The sequence below is a fragment of the Streptomyces lunalinharesii genome (genome assembly GCF_039532155.1).
In the GTDB taxonomy this organism is placed as follows: Bacteria; Actinomycetota; Actinomycetes; order Streptomycetales; family Streptomycetaceae; genus Streptomyces; species Streptomyces lunalinharesii.
In genome coordinates this window covers 21,374-43,378 of the sequence record NZ_BAAARK010000041.1, presented here as the reverse complement: position 1 = coordinate 43,378, position 22,005 = coordinate 21,374, and the positions used below count along the sequence as shown (strand labels likewise).

General features: G+C 74.3%; 21 protein-coding genes. 10 read left to right on the top strand and 11 right to left on the bottom strand.

The window, feature by feature from the left end; translation table 11 throughout:
* Positions 1–9 precede the first annotated feature (9 nt).
* Positions 10–2,292 carry a protein kinase domain-containing protein gene (locus tag ABD385_RS35290; protein ID WP_344583608.1) on the top strand — a complete coding sequence of 761 codons (2,283 nt, stop codon included), beginning with the start codon at positions 10–12 and terminating at the stop codon, positions 2,290–2,292.
* Between the two features lie 120 nt (positions 2,293–2,412).
* On the opposite strand, the gene ilvD is transcribed toward ABD385_RS35290, so the two are convergent.
* The 3 genes from ilvD to ABD385_RS35275 form a co-directional block, all read right to left on the bottom strand.
* On the bottom strand, positions 2,413–4,263 hold the full coding sequence (gene ilvD / locus ABD385_RS35285) for a dihydroxy-acid dehydratase (RefSeq protein ID WP_344583607.1): 1,851 nt from the start codon (positions 4,261–4,263) through the stop codon (positions 2,413–2,415).
* Between the two features lie 162 nt (positions 4,264–4,425).
* Positions 4,426–5,250 (bottom strand): sugar phosphate isomerase/epimerase family protein, encoded by an 825-nt coding sequence (locus ABD385_RS35280; RefSeq protein WP_174505038.1) that lies wholly within the window; start codon positions 5,248–5,250, stop codon positions 4,426–4,428.
* Positions 5,251–5,472: 222 nt separating this feature from the next.
* Positions 5,473–6,405: a Ppx/GppA family phosphatase gene (locus ABD385_RS35275; RefSeq protein ID WP_344583604.1), complete on the bottom strand. Its 933-nt coding sequence runs from the start codon at positions 6,403–6,405 to the stop codon at positions 5,473–5,475.
* A 57-nt stretch (positions 6,406–6,462) separates the two neighbouring features.
* Between ABD385_RS35275 and ABD385_RS35270 the strand changes: the two genes are divergently transcribed.
* Positions 6,463–7,329, top strand: coding sequence for a DUF3109 family protein (locus ABD385_RS35270; protein WP_344583602.1), 867 nt, complete (start codon positions 6,463–6,465; stop codon positions 7,327–7,329).
* Between the two features lie 40 nt (positions 7,330–7,369).
* Here the strand turns inward: ABD385_RS35270 and ABD385_RS35265 are convergent, their stop codons facing one another.
* Complete coding sequence (locus ABD385_RS35265) at positions 7,370–9,118, bottom strand: RNA polymerase sigma factor (RefSeq protein ID WP_344583600.1); 1,749 nt, start codon at positions 9,116–9,118, stop codon at positions 7,370–7,372.
* Positions 9,119–9,348: 230 nt separating this feature from the next.
* Between ABD385_RS35265 and radA the strand changes: the two genes are divergently transcribed.
* Positions 9,349–10,761: a DNA repair protein RadA gene (gene radA / locus ABD385_RS35260; RefSeq protein WP_344583599.1), complete on the top strand. Its 1,413-nt coding sequence runs from the start codon at positions 9,349–9,351 to the stop codon at positions 10,759–10,761.
* A 132-nt stretch (positions 10,762–10,893) separates the two neighbouring features.
* On the top strand, positions 10,894–12,018 hold the full coding sequence (gene disA / locus ABD385_RS35255; protein WP_344583598.1) for a DNA integrity scanning diadenylate cyclase DisA: 1,125 nt from the start codon (positions 10,894–10,896) through the stop codon (positions 12,016–12,018).
* Between the two features lie 301 nt (positions 12,019–12,319).
* Here disA and ABD385_RS35250 read toward each other — a convergent pair whose 3' ends face one another.
* The 3 genes from ABD385_RS35250 to ABD385_RS35240 all read right to left on the bottom strand — a co-directional run bounded on the left by ABD385_RS35250 (position 12,320) and on the right by ABD385_RS35240 (position 14,833).
* A complete protein-coding gene (locus ABD385_RS35250) occupies positions 12,320–12,733 on the bottom strand; it encodes a nuclear transport factor 2 family protein (protein ID WP_344583597.1) in 414 nt (137 codons plus the stop codon).
* Positions 12,734–12,889: 156 nt separating this feature from the next.
* Positions 12,890–13,882: an NAD-dependent epimerase/dehydratase family protein gene (locus ABD385_RS35245; protein ID WP_344583595.1), complete on the bottom strand. Its 993-nt coding sequence runs from the start codon at positions 13,880–13,882 to the stop codon at positions 12,890–12,892.
* 123 nt (positions 13,883–14,005) lie between these two features.
* Positions 14,006–14,833: a hypothetical protein gene (locus tag ABD385_RS35240; protein WP_344583593.1), complete on the bottom strand. Its 828-nt coding sequence runs from the start codon at positions 14,831–14,833 to the stop codon at positions 14,006–14,008.
* A gap of 221 nt (positions 14,834–15,054) precedes the next feature.
* Between ABD385_RS35240 and ABD385_RS35235 the strand changes: the two genes are divergently transcribed.
* A complete protein-coding gene (locus ABD385_RS35235) occupies positions 15,055–15,639 on the top strand; it encodes a phosphatase PAP2 family protein (RefSeq protein WP_344583591.1) in 585 nt (194 codons plus the stop codon).
* A gap of 37 nt (positions 15,640–15,676) precedes the next feature.
* Here the strand turns inward: ABD385_RS35235 and ABD385_RS35230 are convergent, their stop codons facing one another.
* Entirely contained in the window at positions 15,677–16,192 is a 516-nt protein-coding gene (locus ABD385_RS35230) for a pyridoxamine 5'-phosphate oxidase (protein WP_344583589.1), read from the bottom strand.
* 166 nt (positions 16,193–16,358) lie between these two features.
* Between ABD385_RS35230 and ABD385_RS35225 the strand changes: the two genes are divergently transcribed.
* On the top strand, positions 16,359–17,318 hold the full coding sequence (locus ABD385_RS35225; RefSeq protein ID WP_344583587.1) for an HhH-GPD family protein: 960 nt from the start codon (positions 16,359–16,361) through the stop codon (positions 17,316–17,318).
* A 489-nt stretch (positions 17,319–17,807) separates the two neighbouring features.
* Positions 17,808–18,353, top strand: coding sequence for a SigE family RNA polymerase sigma factor (locus ABD385_RS35220; RefSeq protein ID WP_344583625.1), 546 nt, complete (start codon positions 17,808–17,810; stop codon positions 18,351–18,353).
* 120 nt (positions 18,354–18,473) lie between these two features.
* Here ABD385_RS35220 and ABD385_RS35215 read toward each other — a convergent pair whose 3' ends face one another.
* Positions 18,474–18,638 carry a hypothetical protein gene (locus tag ABD385_RS35215; protein ID WP_344583585.1) on the bottom strand — a complete coding sequence of 55 codons (165 nt, stop codon included), beginning with the start codon at positions 18,636–18,638 and terminating at the stop codon, positions 18,474–18,476.
* A gap of 7 nt (positions 18,639–18,645) precedes the next feature.
* Between ABD385_RS35215 and ABD385_RS35210 the strand changes: the two genes are divergently transcribed.
* Genes ABD385_RS35210 through cseC form a run of 3 tightly spaced genes read left to right on the top strand, consistent with a single transcriptional unit; the run spans position 18,646 to position 21,303 of the window.
* Positions 18,646–19,272 (top strand): hypothetical protein, encoded by a 627-nt coding sequence (locus tag ABD385_RS35210; RefSeq protein WP_344583584.1) that lies wholly within the window; start codon positions 18,646–18,648, stop codon positions 19,270–19,272.
* A 7-nt stretch (positions 19,273–19,279) separates the two neighbouring features.
* A complete protein-coding gene (cseB, locus tag ABD385_RS35205; RefSeq protein ID WP_344583582.1) occupies positions 19,280–19,990 on the top strand; it encodes a two-component system response regulator CseB in 711 nt (236 codons plus the stop codon).
* Between the two features lie 8 nt (positions 19,991–19,998).
* Entirely contained in the window at positions 19,999–21,303 is a 1,305-nt protein-coding gene (cseC, locus tag ABD385_RS35200) for a two-component system sensor histidine kinase CseC (RefSeq protein ID WP_425585548.1), read from the top strand.
* 18 nt (positions 21,304–21,321) lie between these two features.
* Here cseC and ABD385_RS35195 read toward each other — a convergent pair whose 3' ends face one another.
* Together ABD385_RS35195 and ABD385_RS35190 are read right to left on the bottom strand one after the other, a co-directional pair.
* Positions 21,322–21,687 (bottom strand): ATP-binding protein, encoded by a 366-nt coding sequence (locus ABD385_RS35195; protein ID WP_344583580.1) that lies wholly within the window; start codon positions 21,685–21,687, stop codon positions 21,322–21,324.
* Positions 21,687–21,881, bottom strand: a complete 195-nt coding sequence (locus tag ABD385_RS35190; RefSeq protein WP_020930216.1) for a hypothetical protein — start codon at positions 21,879–21,881, stop codon at positions 21,687–21,689. Before ABD385_RS35190 ends, ABD385_RS35195 begins: the two co-directional genes overlap by 1 nt.
* Between the last annotated feature and the right edge of the window lie 124 nt (positions 21,882–22,005).

The following is a 22,005-nucleotide window of genomic DNA, read 5'->3' as shown; positions in this document are numbered from 1 at the left end:
GGTGGATCGATGCCGCCGCTGCGCGATTCCGGGTTCGGCCCGGAAGCGGAGCGTCCGGAGTACGCCGGGCACTACCGTCTGGAGGCGCGGCTGGGCTCCGGGGGAATGGGCGTGGTCCACCTGGCCCGGTCCTCCTCCGGACTGACGCTCGCGGTCAAGGTCATCCACGCCGACTTCGCCCAAGACCCGGAGTTCCGCGGCCGGTTCCGGCAGGAGGTGGCCGCCGCCCGACGGGTCAGCGGCGCCTTCACCGCGCCGGTCGTCGATGCCGATCCGGACGCCGAGCGCCCCTGGATGGCGACCCTCCACATCGCCGGCCCGACCCTCTCCGAACACGTCAAGCGGAACGGCCCGCTGACGCCCGACGAGGTGCGTCGGCTGGGCGCGGGCCTCGCCGAGGCGCTGCGCGACATCCACCGCGCGGGCGTCGTCCACCGCGATCTCAAGCCCGGCAACGTGCTGCTCGCCGCGGACGGTCCGAAAGTCATCGACTTCGGCATCTCCCGGCCGTCCGACAGCGAGATGCGCACAGAGACCGGGAAGCTGATCGGCACGCCGCCGTTCATGGCCCCCGAGCAGTTCCAGCGCCCGCGCGAGGTCGGCCCCGCCGCGGACGTCTTCGCGCTCGGCTCGGTGCTGGTGCACGCCGCCACCGGCCGCGGCCCGTTCGACTCCGAGAGCCCGTACCTCGTCGCCTACCAGGTGGTGCACGACGAGGCGGACCTGTCGGGCGTGCCGGACGCGCTGGTGCCGTTGATCGAGAGCTGCCTGGCGAAGGACCCGGCGGACCGTCCGACGCCGGACCGGCTCATGCAACTGCTGTGCACCAACGCGCCGATGACGCTGCCCGCCGCCCTGCCGACCCGCGGCGAGGCGCTGCCGGAGACGGTGCCCGGCGCCCGGATACCCGCCCAGCGCCAGCCGATCCGCGCCGAGGCCGCCCCGCGCGCCGAGACCACCCATGTCCGCGCCCGCACCCCGGACGCGGCCGGGGCCCGGGCGCCGGCCGTCGACCCGCCGCCCCCGCCGGCCGTGCCCGAGGGCGTCGCGCAGGCCGCTCCCGTGCCCCGCAGGGGGCGTCGCCGACTGCTGTGGGCCGCCGCCGCCCTCGCCGTCGTGGTCGGGGCCGGCGCGACCTCCTGGTTCCTGACCACGGACGCGGACTCCCCGGCCCTCCAGACCCACGCCCCGCGCACCCCGCGCGTCGCCTTCCATCCCTGGCGCACCACGATCATCGAACGTCCCTCCGGTCACGCCGCCGAGATGCCGTACTGCACGACCGGTGCCGGCGCCGTCTTCTGCGGCCAGTCCGAGCTCCCCGCCGCCCGCCTCTCCCCCGACTCCGGCGCGGTGACCTGGCGTCACGAGGGCCCCGCGGCGGGCCCGGAGGCGATCTCCCCGACCGCCCCGGTGCTCTCCGGTGGCTTCCTCTACGTCTTCACCGCCGACGGAAAACGCTTGCTGGCCCTCGATCCGGCGCCGCACGGCAACGGCGCGCGCCGCTGGAGCCTGGACGTCTCCGGCTACGAGGGCGGCGCCGCGGTGGTCGCCGACCGCATCCTCCTGACCGCCGCCGACGGCACCGTCACCGCGCTGGACACCGCCACGCACGCCCAGCGGTGGCGCAAGCGCTTCCCCGGCCACCGCCTCCCCCGGTTCCGCAGCTACGGCGACCCACGCACCGCCTACGCCGCGGAAGCCCTCACCGCCGGCCCGGCCCCCGCCACCCGGCTCACCGCCATCGACCCGTCCGACGGCGCGGTCCGCTGGTCCCACCAGCTCCCCGGCACCCTCGCCCTGGCCGGCCCCGGCGCCTCCGGCGCGCTCTTCCTCACCGTCGGCGACCCCACCTACGACGGCGACGTCACCGGCGTGCTCCGCTACGACCCGGCCACCGGCCGGACCCGCACGCTGCCGCTGGCCGCGCCGCTGCGCGGGGTGGCCGCCGTCGTCCACGGCGAGACGGCGTACCTGTTGGCGGAGGGCGGCGCCCTCCAGGCGGTCGGCGAGCGCAGGTGGGACACCGAGACCTCGGTCAGCCGCGGCTCGGCGCCCGTCGTCAGCGGCAACCACCTCTTCTTCACCGCCGCCGACGGCCGGCTGCTCGCCGTCGACACCACCACCGGCGCCCTGCTGGGCCAGACCCCGCCCCGTCTGTCCGCCGCCCGCCACAACGGCTTCCTCCAGGCCGTCCCGGCCCCCGTGCTGGACCCGGCCCGCGGTCGCGTCTACGCGGCGTCCCCGGACGGCACGGTCTTCGGCGTGGCGACGGCCGACCCGGCCCGCTGGTAGGCACCGCGTCCGGCGCGGTCGTGCACTGCACCGCGCGGCGACGGCACCGCGCGGCGACAACGCACTGGCCGCCCCCGACGCGAGCGCGGGGGCGGCCAGTGGCCCGTCATGTCACGGTGGTCAGCCGAGCTTGCTCACGTCCCGCACCGCGCCCTTGTCCGCGCTGGTGGCCATGGCCGCGTAGGCGCGCAGGGCCGCCGAGACCTTCCGCTCGCGCTGCTTCGGGGCGTAGACGCCGCCGAGCGCCTCCCGGCGCGCGGCCAACTCCTCGTCGCTGACCAGGAGTTCGATCGAGCGGCTGGGGATGTCGATGCGGATCCGGTCGCCGTCCTCGACCAGGGCGATGGTGCCGCCGGAGGCCGCCTCGGGGGAGGCGTGGCCGATGGAGAGGCCGGAGGTGCCGCCGGAGAAGCGGCCGTCGGTGACCAGCGCGCAGGTCTTGCCCAGGCCGCGGCCCTTGAGGAACGACGTCGGGTAGAGCATCTCCTGCATGCCGGGGCCGCCCTTGGGGCCCTCGTAGCGGATGACGACGACGTCGCCCTCCTTGATCTGCTTGTTGAGGATCTTGTCGACGGCCTCGTCCTGGGACTCGCAGACCACCGCCGGGCCCTCGAAGGTCCAGATCGACTCGTCGACGCCGGCGGTCTTCACCACGGCGCCGTCGACCGCGAGGTTGCCGCGGAGGACGGCGAGGCCACCGTCCTTGGAGTAGGCGTGCTCGACGGAGCGGATGCAGCCGCCCGCGGCGTCCACGTCGAGGGTGTCCCAGCGCTCGGACTGCGAGAACGCGCTGGCCGAGCGCTGGCAGCCGGGGGCGGCGTGCCACAGCTCGACGGCCTCGGCGGACGGCGAACCGCCGCGCACGTCCCAGGTCTTGATCCACTCGGCGAGGGTGGCGGCGTGCACGGAGTGCACGTCCTCGTTGAGCATGCCGCCGCGGTACAGCTCGCCGAGGATGGCGGGGATGCCGCCGGCGCGGTGCACGTCCTCCATGTAGTACGTGCCGCCGGGGGCGACGTTCGGGGCGACCTTGGCCAGGCACGGGACGCGGCGGGAGACCGCGTCGATGTCCGTGAGGTCGTAGTCGAGGCCGGCCTCCTGGGCGGCGGCCAGCAGGTGCAGGATCGTGTTGGTCGAGCCGCCCATGGCGATGTCGAGGGCCATGGCGTTCTCGAAGGAGGCGCGGGTGGCGATGTTGCGCGGCAGGACGGACTCGTCGCCGTCCTCGTAGTAGCGCTTGGTGATCTCCACGACCGTGCGGCCGGCGTTCTCGTAGAGGGCGCGGCGGGCGGTGTGGGTGGCGAGCACCGAGCCGTTGCCGGGCAGCGAGAGGCCGATGGCCTCCGTCAGGCAGTTCATGGAGTTGGCGGTGAACATGCCGGAACAGGAGCCGCAGGTCGGGCAGGCGTTCTCCTCGATCCGCAGCACGTCGGCGTCGGAGATGCTGTCGTTGGCGGCGTCGACCATCGCGTCGATCAGGTCCAGCTTGCGGACGGTGCCGTCGACGAGGGTGGCCTGGCCGGCCTCCATCGGGCCGCCGGAGACGAAGACCACCGGGATGTTGAGCCGCATCGCGGCCATCAGCATGCCCGGGGTGATCTTGTCGCAGTTGGAGATGCAGATCAGCGCGTCGGCGCAGTGCGCCTCGACCATGTACTCGACCGAGTCCGCGATCAGGTCGCGGGACGGCAGGGAGTACAGCATGCCGCCGTGGCCCATCGCGATGCCGTCGTCGACGGCGATGGTGTTGAACTCGCGGGGCACCGCGCCGGCGGCCCGGATGGCGTCGGAGACGATCCGGCCGACGGGGGCGAGGTGGGTGTGGCCGGGCACGAACTCGGTGAAGGAGTTGGCGACCGCGACGATCGGCTTGCCGATGTCCTCGCTCGCTACGCCCGACGCCCGCATAAGGGCGCGGGCGCCCGCCATGTTGCGGCCATGGGTAACGGTGCGGGACCTCAGCTCGGGCACGATGGTCACTCCCTCGGGTTACGTAGGTACGGCAGCGGTGCCGTACGGCAGCTGATCCCGAGATTACGCTCTTGATCCAAGATCCGGACACTGTCTCCGGTATGTGAGATGCCCGACCGCAGTGCGGACGGCCCCTCGCCGCGACGGTGCGTCGCGGGGCGGCTACTTGCCGGGGACCCAGGTCGGGGACGCCAGGTGGAGGCGGGTGAAGGCCAGCGCCTCGGCCAGGTCGGCCTCGCGTTCGGCGGCGGACATCGCCCGGCGGGTGTTGACCTCGACCACCACGTGGCCGTCGAACCCGGTGCCGGCCAGCCGCTCCAGCAGCTCCGCGCAGGGCTGGCTGCCGCGCCCCGGCACCAGGTGCTCGTCCTTGGCGGAGCCGTTGCCGTCGGCGAGGTGGACGTGGGCCAGCCGGTCGCCCATCCGCTCCACCATCGCCATGGCGTCGTGGCGCGCGGTGGCGGTGTGCGAGAGGTCGACGGTGAAGTGCCGGTAGTCGTCGTTGGTGGGGTCCCAGTCCGGGGCGTAGGCGAGCATCTCGCGGTCGCGGTAGCGCCACGGGTACATGTTCTCGACCGCGAACCGGACGTCCGTCTCGCCCTCCATCCGCCAGATGCCGCGGACGAACTCCCGCGCGTAGCCGCGCTGCCAGCGGAACGGCGGGTGCACCACGACCGTGGAGGCCCCCAGCTTCTCCGCCGCCGTGCGGGCGCGCTGGAGCTTGACCCACGGGTCGGTGGACCAGACCCGCTGGGTGATCAGGAGGCAGGGCGCGTGCACGGCCAGCACCGGCACGCCGTGGTAGTCGGAGAGCCGGCGGAGCGCCTCTATGTCCTGGCTGACCGGGTCGGTCCACACCATGACCTCGACGCCGTCGTAGCCCAGGCGCGCGGCGATCTCGAAGGCCGTCGCCGTCGACTCCGGGTAGACCGAAGCCGTGGACAGCGCGACCTTCGCGTCAGGGATGCGCACCACTGGCTCTGTCACGAGGGACAGCGTACGGGCCACAATCCCGCACGGGGCAGGACGTGAGGACCGCCACGGCGACCCGACGGGACGCCTGTGACGCCATGGACCCCGTGCAACGCCTGTGGCGTCCCGGCTCCCCGCTCGCGATGTGATCTCCACCGCATCGCCGGGGCGGGGGCGGGCCACCGCGCCCCCGCGAGGGCCGCGCGTCCACCACCGCGGCGCGCGGGCCGCCCGCCCCTACGGCACCGGCAAGTGATCCAGCCGCCGCAGGATGACGCCCTCCCGCAGCGCCCACGGACAGATCTCCAACGTCTCCACGCCGAACAGGTCCATCGCGGCCTCGGCCACCAGCGCCCCGGCCAGCAGCTGCCGCGCCCGCCCCTCGGAGACGCCCGGCAGCGCGGCCCGTTCCTGCGCGCTCATCCGCGCCAGCCGCGGCACCCACTCCTCCAACTTCTTGCGGGACAGCTCCCGCTGGACGTACAGGCCCTCCGCCGAGCGCGCCGCGCCCGCGATCCGGGCCAGCGCCTTGAAGGTCTTGGACGTCCCGACGATCTGGTCGGGCGTGCCGTAGCGGGAGAAGTCGCTCACCACCCGGGCGATGCCGGCGCGCACCTGGCGGCGCAGCGCCCGGACGTCCTCCGGGTCCGGCGGGTCGGCCCGCAGCCCGCTGCCGGTCAGCCGGCCCGCGCCGTACGGCAGGGAGACGCCCACGTCCGGGTCCTCGTCCAGGCCGTAGGCGATCTCCAGCGAGCCGCCGCCGATGTCCAGGACGAGCAGCCGGCCGGCCGACCAGCCCAGCCAGCGGCGGGCGGCCAGGAACGTCAGCCGCGCCTCGTCCTCGCCGGAGAGCACCTGGAGGGTGACCCCGGTCTCCTCGGTGAGGTGGCGCAGCACCTCCTCGCCGTTGGTGGCCTCGCGGACCGCGGAGGTGGCGAACGGGAGCACGTCCTCGACGCCCTTGTCCTCGGCGACCTGCATCGCCTCCTGGATGGTGCGCACCAGGCGGTGGACGCCGGCCTCGTTTATGGCACCGTCCTCGTCGAGGAGTTCGGCCAGGCGCAGTTCCGCCTTGTGCGAGTAGGCGGGCAACGGGCGCGCGCCGGGGTGTGCGTCGACCACCAGCAGGTGGACCGTGTTCGAACCCACATCGAGGACACCGAGTCTCATACGGGGAAACCTACTGCCGCGACGGGAGACACTGGGTGCCGGCCGTACGCTGGACCCGTGGCAAAGACGAAACAGGCGAAGCACGAAAAAGCCCTGAAGAAGGAAGAAAAGCGGCGCGCCAAGGCCGCTGCGGTCGCGCGGTCCGGCGACGGGGCCACGGCCGACGAGGTCGGCCTCGACTTCGCCCGCGCCTGGGTCACCTTCCCCGACCCCGGCGACGACAAGCAGCTCTTCCGCTGCGACCTGACCTGGCTGACGTCTCGCTGGACCTGCATCTTCGGCAGCGGTTGCCAGGGCATCCAGGCCGGCCGCGCGGACGACGGCTGCTGCACGCTCGGCGCGCACTTCTCCGACGAGGAGGACGAGGAGCGGGTCGCCGGGCACGTGGCGCGGCTCACCCCCGACCTGTGGCAGTTCCACGACGTCGGCACCGACAGCGGGTGGACCGAGGAGGACGAGGACGGCGAGCGGCAGACCCGCCGCTGGCAGGGCTCCTGCATCTTCCAGAACCGCCCCGGCTTCGCGGGCGGCGCCGGCTGTTCGCTGCACATCCTCGCGCTCAGTGAGGGCCGCGAGCCCCTGGAGACCAAGCCGGATGTCTGCTGGCAGCTGCCGGTCCGGCGCACCTACGACTGGATCGACCGGCCGGACGACACCCGGATCCTCCAGGTCACCATCGGCGAGTACGACCGCCGCGGCTGGGGCCCCGGCGGCCACGACCTGCACTGGTGGTGCACCTCCGCGACCTCCGCGCACGGTGCCGGCGACCCCGTCTACGTCACCTACCGCCCGGAGCTGACCGAGCTGATGGGCGAGGCCGGCTACGCCAAGCTCGTCGAGCTGTGCGAGGAGCGGTTGGCCGCGCAACTGCCGCTGGCGCCGCACCCGGCCGACCCGAAGCCGCCGGCCGCCGGCGCCGAGTAGCCGACGGCTCCCCAGCCCGGCGCGCCCCGGCGCCCGGGCCTCACCGCGCCGGCCTCGTGGTGTGCGACGGCTTGGGCCGCGGGCTGGGTCCCGTGGTCGGCGTGGGGCTGCCGGTGGGGCCGGTGTGCGTCGGCGTCGGGGACGGCGCCGGGTGCGTCGGGGCGGGCCGGGTCGGCCGCGGCGCCGGCCGGGTGGGCTCCGGGCCGGGATCGCCGGACGCGGGCACGCCCGGCCCCGGGGCGGGCTCCGGCACGCCGTGCCCCTCCAGCTTCACGACGGTGCCGCCGGGCTCGATGGCGACCTTGGTGCGCCAGTGGCCCTCGGGTTCCCGGTCGTGGTCGACGTAGACGGTGATCCGCGCGCTCTGGCCCGGTTGCAGCTCGCCCGCGGTGTGGCTCATCTGGAGCCAGGGTGCGCCGGTCGCCGCCCGCCAGCGCACCGGGGTGCCGCCGGAGGCGCGGATGGTGATGACGGTGGTGCCCTCGGCGGGCTGCGCGTCGACCGTCAGCCGGCCCGGCCCGCGCTGCTCCCGGCCGTCGGGCGGTGTCGGGCCGGCCTCCGGGCTCTGCACCGCGACCGAGACGTCCGAGGTCCCGTCGCCGACCGGGGGGTCCGGGCGCGGGGACGTCGGCCGGGCGTTGCCCGCGTTCTCGTAGGGGCGGCCGTCGAGCCGGTCGCCCGTGAGCGCGCCCTGGGCCTCGTGGGCCGCGACCGTCGGCAGTACGTCCGTCTCGCCCGTCTCCGGGGCGTTGCGGTACGCCGCCCACAGGGCGAGCACCGGCGCCGCCAGCACCGTGGCCACGATGGTGGTGGTCAGCGCCCGGTGGCGGCGGCGCCGGCGGCGCGCGGTCCGGTCGGTGGGCGCGACCGGGAATCCCCTGCGGTCATAGCGTGGAGAACCGTTTGCTCCACCGCTCCGGCCGGCGCCGGCGGGAGCGGTCCCCGGCAGTCCCACGACCCGCCCGGACCGGGACGTCCGGGCCGCCGCCAGCGCCGCGCACACCGCCGCCCGGTCCGCGGTGACCAGCGGCAGCCCGCCCTGTTCGGCCGGTGCGGTGCCCGGCCAGGGTCCCGCGGCGGTGGCCCGCTCGGCGGTCCGGCGGCACTCCGCGCAGTCGTCGACGTGCCGCACCAGTTCCCGGCGGAGCGCCGCGCCCAGCAGCATCTGGCCGTCCCCGGCCAGCCGGGCGACGTCCGGACACCGCCCGAACTCCACCACCGCCAGCGCCGCCCGGGTCCGCTCCACCTCGCAGGACGCCGCGGCCAGCAGCGTGCGGGTGGCGGCCTGCTCGGCGCCGGTCACCGCGGCGATGTCCTCCGGTGCGAGCCGGTGGCGCACCGCCAGCTCCAGCACCTCGCGCTGCTCGGGAGTGGTGCCGGCCGCCTCCGGCCAGGCCAGCGCGGCGAGTTCGCGCTGCCGGGCCGGCGTCCGTCCGGGATCGGGTGGGGCGACGGCGTCCGGGGCGGCCTGCTCGGCGAGCCGGCGCAGGCACGCCCAGCGGACCAGGGCGTAGAGCCAGGGGCGGAAGAGGGCGGGATCTCCGGGGCGGCGGCCGTACTGGCGCTCGGCGAGCGCGAGGGTCTCGCCGAGGACCACGGCCGCCGCGTCGTGCTCGCACAGCACGGACAGGCAGTAGGTGAACAACCCGTCCAGATGGGGCTCGTAGCGGTCCTGGTGCTCAAGGTGGCCGGGCCGCCCTTCGGTCTGCGGCCGGTGCCGGCGCGGCGCGGCGGTGCGCGACCGGAGTGCGCCGGTGGTGTGCGTAGGGTGCTCGGGCCTGCTGCTCATCACCCCGGCGACGGTAGGCGGATGATGCAGCCACACCTGTGCAGCAGGGGCACTTTTAACCCTTACGGGTGACCATCTCCCTCAAAAGGGGACACGGATCTGCTAAATGCCCGTCGCTTGCGCACGGCGCACGCCACCCGGTCGGCGCAACGACCGCCCGCGGCCGTCTCCCCGCGCCCGCCGGGGACCGCGCACCACCCGCTGTCACACCCCGCCGCTACGGTGGCGTCATGGCAACTCGCAAATCGTCGGCCAAGGAGCGCCCCTCGTACCGCTGCACCGAGTGCGGCTGGACCACCGCCAAGTGGCTCGGCCGGTGCCCGGAGTGCCAGGCGTGGGGCACGGTCGAGGAGTTCGGCGGCGCCCCCGCGGTGCGCACCACCGCGCCCGGCCGGGTCACCACCGCCGCGCTGCCCATCGGCCAGGTCGACGGCAAGCAGGCCACCGCCCGCTCGACCGGCGTGCCCGAGCTGGACCGCGTGCTGGGCGGCGGGCTGGTGCCCGGCGCGGTGGTGCTGCTGGCCGGCGAGCCCGGCGTCGGCAAGTCCACCCTCCTGTTGGACGTCGCCGCCAAGGCCGCCTCCGCCCAGCACCGCACGCTCTACGTGACCGGTGAGGAGTCCGCCAGCCAGGTCCGGCTGCGCGCCGACCGCATCGGCGCCCTCGACGAGGACCTCTACCTCGCCGCCGAGACGGACCTGTCCGCCGTCCTCGGCCACCTGGACACCGTCAAGCCCTCGCTGCTGGTCATGGACTCCGTGCAGACCGTCGCCTCGCCCGAGATCGACGGCGCCCCCGGCGGCATGGCCCAGGTCCGGGAGGTCGCCGGCGCCCTGATCCGGGCGTCCAAGGAGCGCGGCATGTCCACCCTCCTGGTCGGCCACGTCACCAAGGACGGTGCCATCGCCGGCCCGCGCCTGCTGGAGCACCTGGTCGACGTCGTCCTGCACTTCGAGGGCGACCGGCACGCCCGGCTCCGTCTGGTCCGCGGCGTGAAGAACCGCTACGGCACCACCGACGAGGTCGGCTGCTTCGAGCTGCACGACGAGGGCATCACCGGCCTCGCCGACCCCTCCGGCCTGTTCCTGACCCGCCGCGCCGAGCCGGTGCCCGGCACCTGCCTGACGGTCACTCTGGAGGGCCGCCGCCCGCTGGTCGCCGAGGTGCAGGCGCTGACCGTCGACTCGCAGATCCCCTCCCCCCGGCGCACCACCTCCGGCCTGGAGACCTCCCGGGTGTCGATGATGCTCGCCGTCCTGGAGCAGCGCGGCCGGATCAGCGCCCTCGGCAAGCGCGACATCTACAGCGCCACGGTCGGCGGGGTGAAGCTCAGCGAGCCGGCCGCCGACCTCGCGATCGCCCTCGCGCTGGCCAGCGCCGCCAGTGACACCCCGCTGCCCAAGAACCTCGTCGCGATCGGCGAGGTCGGCCTGGCCGGGGAGGTCCGGCGGGTCACCGGCGTCCAGCGCCGCCTCTCGGAAGCCGCCCGGCTCGGCTTCACGCACGCCCTGGTCCCGTCCGACCCCGGCAAGATCCCCGACGGGATGCGGGTCCTGGAGGTCGCCGACGTCGGCCAGGCGCTCTCCGTGCTGCCCAAGCGGGTCCGCCGGGAGGCCCCGCGGGAGGAGGAGGCGCGCCGGTAGACTTTGCCCCGGTCTCGCCCGTCACCGCCGTCCCACCGCCGGCTGCGTCACTCCCCGGATACCCTCCTGTGGTACGCACCGCGGCACCGGCCGGGCGGCCCGGACCGACAGACCATGCGACGGAGGAGTGCAGTGGCAGCGAACGACCGGGCGTCGTCTCCCGGCAGGTCCACAGGGACCTCCGGCACCGAGAGCCTGATGCGCGCCTCGCTCAGCGCCGTCGCGCCCGGCACGGCCCTGCGGGACGGCCTGGAGCGCATTCTCCGCGGCAACACCGGCGGCCTGATCGTCCTCGGCTTCGACAAGTCCGTCGAGTCGATGTGCACCGGCGGCTTCGTGCTGGACGTCGAGTTCACCGCGACCCGGCTGCGCGAGCTGTGCAAGCTCGACGGCGCGCTGGTGCTCGACAAGGACATCACCAAGATCCTGCGGGCCGGCGTCCAGTTGGTGCCGGACGCCTCCATTCCCACCGAGGAGACCGGCACCCGCCACCGCACCGCGCAGCGGGTCTCCATCCAGACCAACTTCCCGGTGGTCTCGGTCAGCCAGTCGATGCGGTTGATCGCGCTCTACGTGGACGGCGAGCGGCGCGTGCTGGAGGAGTCCGCGGCGATCCTCTCCCGCGCCAACCAGGCGCTGGCCACCCTGGAGCGCTACAAGCTCCGCCTGGACGAGGTCGCCGGCACCCTGTCGGCCCTGGAGATCGAGGACCTGGTCACGGTCCGCGACGTCTCCGCGGTCGCCCAGCGCCTGGAGATGGTCCGCCGGATCGCCACCGAGATCGCCGAGTACGTCGTCGAGTTGGGCACCGACGGCCGCCTGCTGACCCTCCAGCTCGAAGAGCTGATCGCCGGCGTGGAGCCGGAGCGCGAGCTGGTCGCCCGGGACTACGTCCCCGAGCCCACCGCCAAGCGCTCCCGCACGGTCGCCGAGGCGCTGGCCGATCTGGACGCCCTCAGTCACCCGGAGTTGCTCGAACTCCCCATCGTGGCCCGCGCGTTGGGTTACAGCGGCGCCCCCGAGACGCTGGACTCGGCGGTCTCGCCGCGCGGTTTCAGACTGCTGGCGAAGGTCCCCCGCCTCCCCGGCGCGGTCATCGACCGCCTGGTCGACCACTTCGGCGGCCTCCAGAAGCTCCTCGCCGCCAGCGTCGACGACCTCCAGGCCGTCGAGGGCGTCGGCGAAACCCGCGCCCGCTCGGTCCGCGAGGGCCTCTCCCGCCTGGCGGAGTCGTCGATCCTGGAACGGTACGTCTAGGGGCTTCCGGCTGGGAGCTTCCGGCTAGGGGGGTCCGGCTGGGGGTGTCCGGCTGGGGGTGTCCGTCCAGGGGTGTCCGTCCAGGGGCGTCCGCCTAGGGAGGCGTCCAGGGGCGGCGTCCAAGAGCCCGGAATACCCTCGCCCGCCGCCCCGTTGAGGCCCCGTAGGGGGCGCTCGCACCCCCTACGGGATCCGTTCGCACCCCCCTTAGGGAAGCCGGCCCCCGTTAGTGAGGCCGCCGCCCTCAGCAAAGCCACCGCCCCCTTGGGGAAGCCCCCACCCCCTTGGGAAGCCCCCACATTCAGGCCGGGTCGGCGACGAGTGCGCGTTCCCAGTGCTGGGTGTCGGCGTACTCCCGCATGCCGACGATCCTGCCGCCGCGGACGGTGAAGACGGCGGTGTTCTTCTGGTCGTAGGGCCGGCCGGTCCTCCCGGTCGCCCAGGAGTCCCATTCGACGAGCACCTGCTCGCCCTCGCCGAAGACGTTGGTGACCCGCACGCCGACCTCCCGGTCCGGGTCGAGGTGGGCGAAGGCGGTCGCGAGGAAACCGTCGATCACCTGGTCCCGGCCCTGCCACGTGCCGGAGATCGGGAGGTCGCCGCCGTACCAGCAACTGCCGTCCTCGGCCCAGGAGTTGCGGATGGCGTCCTGGTCGCCGGCCGCCAGCGCCGCGAAGTAGCGCTGCACCACGTCCTTGGGTCCGGTGCTGTTCATGGGGTGCTCCCGTTCTGGCTGGGGTCCGGCGGTGCGTCCGCCTGACCCCAAGTCAAGCCGTGCCGGCGGCGGCGAACAACGCGCGTTCCGCACCCGCAGTCATCACCGATCGCGATCAATCGCCGGTCGGGCCGGGCCCCGGCGCGGTGCCGCCGGTCACCGCTCCAGCGCCGCCGCCTCCTTCTCCGCCGACAGCCCCAGCGCCGGCCGGTCCGGGCGCTGCGGCGCCACCCCTCCGAAGCGGTCGAGCCACGCCCAGGTGTCCGCCACCGTCTCGTCGACCGGCCGGCAGCGCAGCCCGGCCGTCAGCGCCGCGGCGACGTCGACACCGTGCATCACGCCGTGCAGCTCGCCCGGCGGCAGCCAGACCGGCAGCTCCGTCCACGGTGCGATGCCCGCCGCCAGTACGTCCTCGGGCGCCATCCAGCGCAGTTCGGCCGACGCCCCGGTGGCCCGCACGCAGCTCTCCAACAGTTCGCCCATCGTGGTGTGCCCGGACTCGCTCACCAGGTTGTACGGGCCCAACCGCCCGGTGGCCACGGCGTCCAGGGTCCATTCCGCGAGGTCGCGGGCGTCGACGTACTGCAACGGCAGGTCGCGGGGGCCGGGCGCGAGGACCGGGCCGCCACGGGCGATCCGGGTCAGCCACCACGGCAGCCGCCCGACGTTCTCGTACGGACCGAGGATCAGCCCGGGGCGGATCAGCAGCGTCCGGTCGTCCCCGAACGCGTCGAGCGCGGCGAGTTCGCCGCCCCGCTTGGCCCGCGCGTAGTCGTCGGCGTCGCTGGCCGCCGGGTCGGCACCCGTCACCAACGGTGCCGTCTCGCTGATCCGCTGGGTGGGCGGGTAGGCGTACACCGAGACGGTGGAGACGTACGCGTACGTCACCGCCCGGTCGGCCAGCAGCCGGGCCGCGTCCGAGACCGCCACCGGCGCGCCGCTCCAGGTGTCCACGACGGCGTCCCACGCGCCGTCCTCCAGGGCGGCCAGTCCGCCCGCCGCCAACCGGTCGCCGTGCCGCACGGTGACCCCCTCGGGGGCCGCGTGCCGTCCTCGGTGGAAGACCGTGACGTCCCAGCCGCGGGCCAGCGCCGCCTCGGCCACCGCCCGTCCCACGAACTCCGTGCCGCCCAGAATCAGAAGCTTCATGTCGGCGACTGTGCCCGCACGGACGGGCCGTCACCACCGGCGCCTGCTGTGAGCAGATCCTCTGAGAGCGGAACGTGCGGAGGGGGTGCCTCCGCACGTTCCAGGGGCCGCGCGGCCCCTGCCTCAGTCCTTGGCCAGGACGAACGACGTGTGGACCGCCGCCAGCCCCGGCGCCTTGGCCTCGATCAGGTACGTGCCGGCCGGGACCGCGGCCGCGCTGGGCGTGGCGCACTGGGGGCCGCTGGCGTGCCGGTCCCACTCGACGGTGCGGGTCACCGTGGCCTTGGCGGGGATCTGGAGCAGTGCCGGGCCGGCGCCGGTCGTGCAGTCGTCGGAGGCCCACACCCGGTCGTCGCCGGCGGTGTCGGTGATGGTGAGCACCGCCGCCTTGCGCCCGAGGTCCACCTTGCAGGCCGAGCCGCCGGAGTTCTGCACGGCCAGTTCGAACTTCGGCTTGTCGCCGGGCGCGTAGGAGTTCTTGACGCTCTTCAGCGTCAACTTCACGGTGTCGGAGCCACAGTTGGCGAGGGACGGGCCGGCCGCGACGACGTCCCCGCCGGCCGCCTGGCCGATCGGCGCGGGACCGGAACCGGCACCGCCGGCCCCCGAGCCGCCGCCGGCGCCGCCGCCTCCACTACCGCCGTCCGAGCCGGCGCCGCCCGTCCCGCCGCCCGAACCGCCGTCGGAGCCGCCGGCACCCGACTCGTCGCGGCCGCCGGGCTTTTGACCGATCGCCGGGCCGCTGGGCGCCGGCCCCGGCGTGATGGAGGCAGCGGGTCCGGATCCTTGCGCGCCCTTGCCCTCGTTGGCCGTCTTCTCGTCGTTGCCGCCCAGGGCGAGCACCCACACCACCAGGGCGAGGAGGAGGACGACGACGGCCAGCGCGACGGCCCTCCGCCGCCAGTAGATGGAGGAGGGAAGCGGCCCGATCGGATTGCGCAGTGATCCCACGCGAAAACTCTACGAGAGATCCGGACCGGCACCGGCCAGTACCCGCCGCATCGGGCAGCAACTTTTCCCATCATCAGCCCGGTGACGGTCCGCAGTCGCCCATACCGGCACTTCTCGCCCGCGCCGCCGCCCGTCCCGCTCCCGCACCGCCCGGCCCACCACCACGACTGACTCGCCGTCAGATATCGTGCCGGCCGCCTGGTTCCGTACCGTCAGCCGCCATGAACAGCACCGCGCTCTACCTCGACGTGACCGGCCTCGCCCACCGGTCCCCACACTGGCTCCGCACCCTGGCCGACCTCGGCACCTCCGGCGGGCTGCTGCTCCTCATGGCGGTCGCCGTGCTGGGGTGGTGGCGGGCCCGCGGCCTCGACGCGCACCGGGTCGCCCGGGCGCTGCTGGTGCCGGTGGCCACCCTGCTCGCCTACGTCCTGAGCGAGGTCGTCAAGAGCCTGGTGACCGAGGAGCGGCCGTGCCGTGCGGTGGTCGGCGCGCCCGCCCCGATCGTGCCGTGCCCGCCGCACGGCGACTGGTCCTTCCCCAGCAACCACTCGACGCTCGCCGCGGCGCTGGCCGTCGGCATCGTCCTGGCCTGGCGGGCGGCCCTGTGGCTGGCCCTGCCCCTCGCGCTGCTCACCGGCTTCTCGCGGATCTTCGTCGGCGTGCACTACCCGCACGACGTCCTGGTCGGCCTCGGTGTGGGTGCCCTGGTCGCGGCGCTGTGCGCGGCGCTGCTCACCGGGCCGGTGACCCGCCTGGTCCTGCGGCTGCGGGACGGCCGCTGGCGAGTCCTGGTGACGGCGTAGCCGGCGCCCGCCCCACCGGGCGCGCCCCCGAGGGGCCCTACGCCCCCCACTCCTCCTTATGTCCAAAGCCCTGCGCGTTGTCGATCAGCCGCAGCCAGTCCGGGCGCAGCTCCCACAGCGCGGTCCGTTCCAGGGCCGCGCGCAGCCGGTCGTCGGCGGCGACGAAGGGGAAGCGCGCGGTGTAGGCGCGCCAGCCGGCGTCCCGTTCGGCGCCGTGCAGCGGGCGACAGCCGCCGCGCCCCTGGATTCCGGTCAGCCCGCTCCACTCCTGGCCGTCCCGCTGCACCGTGAACGCGGCCCGGGCGCCGGGCCCGCCCAGGGCCCGGCCGTGCCGGGTGTGCGCCGCGGTGACGAAGTACAGCACCGGCGCCCCGTCGGGGGCCGTGCCGGCGGCGTAGAGGACCGCGCACGCCTGCGGCCCGTCCTCGTCCGCGTAGGCCAGCGTCACGGTGGTGTGCTCGGCCAGCGCCCGTCGGATGCCGTCCGGGCAGCCCGCGCGGGCGGCCCCTTCCGCTCGGCCGCCGGCGCCCTGGGTTCCGCTCGTCTCCTCCATACCGGCATCCTCGTACGCCCCCGCCGTCTGGTGCGCACCGGCCCCGCGCGGCCCCGCCGAGCGCCGCCCGGCACCGGCCGCCCTTCCTGCGAGTGGGTGGGCGCGCGGCGGGGCGGGGCCGGTGCGTTTCTCGGGGGCGGGCGGGCGTGCCAGGATCGGCAGTGCCATGACTTCCACGCATGCCATTCCCAGTGCCCTGACCTCCACCGCCGAGAACGCCTCCGCCGCCGCATCGGCCGCGGGGGCCACGGACGGGAGCGGGCTGCACGGCCCGGTCACCGACTGGTTCGCCGAGCACGCCCGCGACCTGCCCTGGCGCCGCCCCGAGGCGGGTGCCTGGGGCGTGATGGTGAGCGAGTTCATGCTCCAGCAGACGCCGGTCAGCCGGGTGCTGCCGGTGTACGAGCAGTGGCTGGCCCGCTGGCCGCGGCCGGCCGACCTCGCCGCGGAGCCGCCCGGTGAGGCGGTGCGCGCCTGGGGCCGGCTCGGCTACCCGCGGCGCGCGCTGCGCCTGCACGCCGCGGCCTCCGCCATACAGGAGCGCCACGGCGGCGACGTCCCCCGTGAACACGCCCAGCTGCTGGCGCTGCCCGGCGTCGGCGAGTACACCGCGGCGGCCGTCGCCTCCTTCGCCTACGGGCAGCGGCACGCGGTGCTCGACACCAACGTCCGGCGGGTCTTCGCCCGCGCCGTCACCGGCCGCCAGTACCCGCCGAACGCCACCACCGCCGCCGAGCGCAAGCTCGCCCGCGCCCTGCTCCCCGGGGACGAGGACCTCGCGGCGCGCTGGGCGGCGGCGACCATGGAGCTGGGCGCGCTGGTGTGCACCGCGCGCAGCCCCGAGTGCCACCGCTGCCCGATCGTCGCGGAGTGCGCCTGGCAGCAGGCCGGGTCGCCGGCCCACGAGGGGCCGCCGCGCCGCACCCAGGCGTACGCCGGGACCGACCGCCAGGTGCGCGGCAAGTTGCTCGCGGTCCTGCGGGAGGCCGTCACGCCGGTGCCGCAGGGTGCCCTGGACGCGGTGTGGGACGAGCCGGTGCAGCGGGCCCGCGCACTGGACGGGCTGGTGTCGGACGGTCTGGTGGAGCCGCTGGGCGGCGGCCGGTACCGGCTGCCGCACGCATGAGGGTTCCGATCGGCCGGCGTCGGCTACGTCACGGTCCCGTCATGTGACGTCGTCGCCGTTTCTCTCGTCTTCTACGGGCGCGGACCCCTTTGGGCCCGCGCCCGTAGGCGTGCGTCCACCGGCCGGTGGCCGCACGCCTACGGGGCACCGTCGCAAACCGCTCACCCGCGGAACTGACTGAATAGCGTCCCGATATGGCGGGTTCTGTCCTTCGCGGGCGGTCCCTGGCGCCTCATGAGTCCCGCACGGGACCTTCGTCCCCCCTGGTGGGGGCCTCTCATCCGCCGCGAGTATGACGCCGTTCCGGCCTCCGTCCGTCCGAGGTATGACCCCCGGCGGGCTGTTACACAACCGACGGTTTTCCGTGCACTCGTTGAGTGGCCGACGCACATTACGCCGCAACACCCCCTCCGTAGCGTCTTTCTCGTGCTGGAGATGACCACCGGCACGGACAACGCGGGGAAACGAAAGCGGATCGGAGGCGTCGGGATGGCGACCAGCGGCGGCAAGGTACTGGACTTTGAAGAGTACGTGCGGACCCGGCAGGATGCCCTGCTGCGCAGCGCCCGGCGCCTGGTGCCGGATCCCGTCGACGCCCAGGACCTCCTCCAGACGGCCCTGGTCCGCACCTACGGCCGCTGGGACGGCATCGCGGACAAGTCGCTGGCGGACGCCTACCTCCGCCGCGTCATGATCAACACGCGGACCGAGTGGTGGCGCGCCCGCAAGCTCGAAGAGGTGCCCACCGAGCAGCTCCCGGACGCCAGCGTCGACGACGGCACCGAGCAGCGCGCCGACCGCGCCCTGCTGATGGACATCCTCGGCGTGCTCGCCCCCAAGCAGCGCAGCGTCGTCGTGCTGCGCCACTGGGAGCAGATGAGCACCGAGGAGACCGCGGCGGCGCTCGGCATGTCCACCGGCACCGTCAAGAGCACCCTGCACCGCGCGCTCGCCCGGCTCCGCCAGGAGCTGGAGAACCGCGACATAGACGCACGGATCCTGGAGCGCGGGGAGCAGGAGCGTTGCGCGGCCTGAGCGGCGACGCAACGGGCCGGGCCACCGAGGGCGCGCCGCGCGAGCGGACCGCGCCCCGCGGTGCGACGGGAAGCACTCCCGGCGGCACGGCCGGTGACGTAACCAAGCCCACAGCCCGGCTCACAGCTTGGCGCGCGACAATCTCAGGTAGACCGGCGGCCGGGCACCCGGTGGCAACAGGAACGGCGGCTGTGCGAGCGGCACGGTGAGCAGGAGCGGATTGTCCAGAAACAGGCTGACCAGAAGCCTGACCAGAAGCAGCTTGACCAAGGGCGGCGCGGCCACTGCGGGTGTGGCCGCCGTCGGCCTTTTGCTGGCCGGCTGCAATCCCGGTGGCGAGGGCATCCGCAAGGAGGGCACCGCCAGCAACACTCCCGCACCCCGGGGCGCGGTGAGCGCCGCGCCGGCGCCCGCGCCCGGCACGCACTACAAGAAGGTCAACGCGGTCAAGCTGCTCGCCGCCGACCCGAAGGTCAGCGCGGACGTGAAGCGCGCCGTCGCCAAGCCGTGCGCGGCGAACGAGTACCCGATAGAGGTGACCTACGCCTCGCTGACCAACAGCAAGTCCCCCGACGTCATCGTCAACGTCATGACCTGCGCGGATTCCGTCGGTCTCGGCGCGTACGTCTACCGGGAGCGGCCCGGCTCCGCGGACGGGTATGACAACGTGTACGCGAACGAGCAGCCGTCGGTCTACGCCGGTGTGGACAAGGGTGAGCTGGAGGTCTCCCGCCAGACCTACGACACCGGCGACAAGGTGTGCTGCCCCTCGGGGGAAGATGTGATGACGTACCGCTGGGCGAACGACCACTTCACCGAGTACGACCGGTACCACACCGACTACAGCAAGACCACCGTCGACGACACCCCGGACGACACCGCCGGCCCCGTCGTCGGCACCACGGGAGCGGAGGGCTGACAACCGCATGGCCGACACCCACGTCCTCTTCGTCGAGGACGACGACGTCATCCGCGAGGCCACCCAACTCGCGCTGGAGCGCGACGGGTTCGTGGTCACCGCCATGCCCGACGGGCTCGCGGGCCTGGAGGCGTTCCGCGCCAACCGTCCCGACATCGCCCTGCTCGACGTGATGGTCCCCGGGCTCGACGGCGTCAGCCTGTGCCGCCGCATCCGTGACGAGTCCACGGTCCCCGTGATCATGCTGTCGGCGCGTGCCGACTCCATCGACGTGGTGCTCGGCCTGGAGGCCGGCGCCGACGACTACGTCACCAAGCCGTTCGACGGTGCGGTGCTGGTGGCCCGGATCCGCGCGGTGCTGCGCCGCTTCGGCCACGCCAGCGGCCCGGACGACCGCGCCGGCGCGGCCGGCGACGCCGACGCCCTCGCCGAGGCGGTGCTGCGCTTCGGTGACCTGGAGGTCGACACCGAGGGCATGGAGGTCCGCAAGGGCGGCGAGACGGTCGGGCTCACCCCGACCGAGATGCGGCTGCTGCTGGAGTTCTCCAGCGCGCCGAACACCGTCCTCTCCCGCGACCGGCTGCTGGAGCGGGTGTGGGACTACGGCTGGGGCGGCGACACCCGCGTCGTCGACGTCCACGTCCAACGGCTGCGCGGCAAGATCGGCCAGGACCGGATCGAGACGGTCCGCGGCTTCGGATACAAGCTGAGAGGCTGACACCTCCGGTGGTCAGGCTGGCCCTGCGAACGGGCCTCAGATGGAAACTCAGCGCCGCGATCGCACTCGTCGGGGCGCTGGTCGCCGTGGCGTTGAGCCTTGTCGTGCACAACGCCGCGCGGGTCTCCATGCTCGACAACAGCCGCGACGTCCAGATAGAGCGGCTCAACTTCACGCAGAAGATCTTCGAGTCCACCAACCGCCTCCAGTTCGGCGCGAAGATCGACGACCCGGCGCTGCCCAAGGCCCTCCGCAAGGAGGTCAACGAGGGCGAACGGGCCACCTACCTGGAGGACACCGGCCAGACCGCCCCCGAGGTCTGGGCGGCCTCCCCCCTCGGCAACGGCCGCGTGCTCTCCCTCCACGACCGCTTCCCCGACCGCTTCGCCGTCCTCGACGACCTCGACCAGGCGCTGCTGATCGGCTCCACGGCCGTGGTCGTCGGCGGCTGCGCGCTGGGCGTCCTGGTCGGCGGCCGGCTCTCCAAGCGGCTGCGCAAGGCGGCGGCGGCCGCCGGGAAGCTCGCCGAAGGCGACACCTCCGTCCGGATCCGCGACGAGGTCGGCGGCGGCCGGGTCCACGACGAGACGGACGACCTGGCCTGGGCCGTGGACGCCATGTCCGACGCCCTCCAGCAGCGCATCGAGGCCGAGCGACGGGTCACCGCCGACATCGCGCACGAACTCCGCACCCCGGTCACGGGCCTGCTGACCGCCGCCGAGCTGCTGCCCCCCGGCCGCCCCTCCGAACTCGTCCGCGACCGGGCCCAGGCCATGCGCACCCTCGTCGAGGACGTCCTGGAGGTGGCCCGCCTGGACGGCCACGCCGAGCGCGCCGAACTCCAGGACGTCGCCCTGGGCGAGTTCGTCACCCGCCGGGTCCGCACCCTCGACGCCGGCGTCAGCGTCGAGGTGCTGCGCGACGCCGAGGTCTCCACCGACCCCCGCCGCCTCGAACGCATCCTGGGCAACCTCATCGCCAACGCCTCCCGGCACGGCAAGCCGCCCATCGAGGTCACCGTCGAGGGCCGCGTCATCCGGGTCCGCGACCACGGCACCGGCTTCCCCGAGGCCCTGCTCCGCGAGGGCCCCAGCCGCTTCCGCACCGGCAGCAGCGACCGGGCCGGCGTCGGCCACGGCCTCGGCCTGACCATCGCGGTGGGCCAGGCCCGCGTCCTGGGCGCCCGGCTCACCTTCCGCAACGCCGACGAGCTGACGGACGGCTCCACCGGCGCGGTCTCGGTCCTCTGGCTCCCGGAGAACGCCCCGACCGCCACCGGCAGCTTCCCGGTCATCCAACTCCCGGACCGCTGACGGGCCGTGGCGCCCGCCTCACGGCTGCGCCGCCACCTCGCACCACACCGTCTTGCCCGCCGCCCCCGGCCGCACGCCCCACCGCAGTGCGACGGCGTCCAACAGCGCTATCCCGCGCCCGTTCTCGTCGTCGGCGGCGGCCCGCAGCAGGACCGGCAGGGCGCGCGGATCCGGATCGGTCACCTCGACGCGCACCCGCCCGTCCCCGGTCCTGCCGACGTGCACGGTGACCGGCGTGCCCTCCCCGACGTGCCGGATCACGTTCCCGACCAGCTCGCTGACGCAGAGCTCGACCTCGCCGGCGGCCCCCGCCCCGAGGTGCGCCCGCACCGCCCGCCGCAGCAACGGCACCTCCTTCGGCACGGCGAGCAACCGGACCGTCATCACTGCCCGGCCGCCTTGTGCAGCACCTCGACCAACTGCCGCGCGGTGGCCGTGTTGCAGTTGCCCAGCGCGACCAGCGGGGGCGGGTACGTCCCCGCGAACGAGGGCAGATCGACGCCGAGCGAGGGCAGCGTGATCCCGTTGGCCTCCAGCGCGGACCGCAGCCCCTCGACGCATTCCTGCACGTCATCCATGACCGTTCACCTTCCTGTGCGCATTGTGACGAACTGCTCACAGGCTGGCGTCACGCGCCGTACGTTGGGAAGAGAACCGGGCTTGCAGGCCCGACGAGCAAGTGGTGGTGAGTCATGTCCCCCC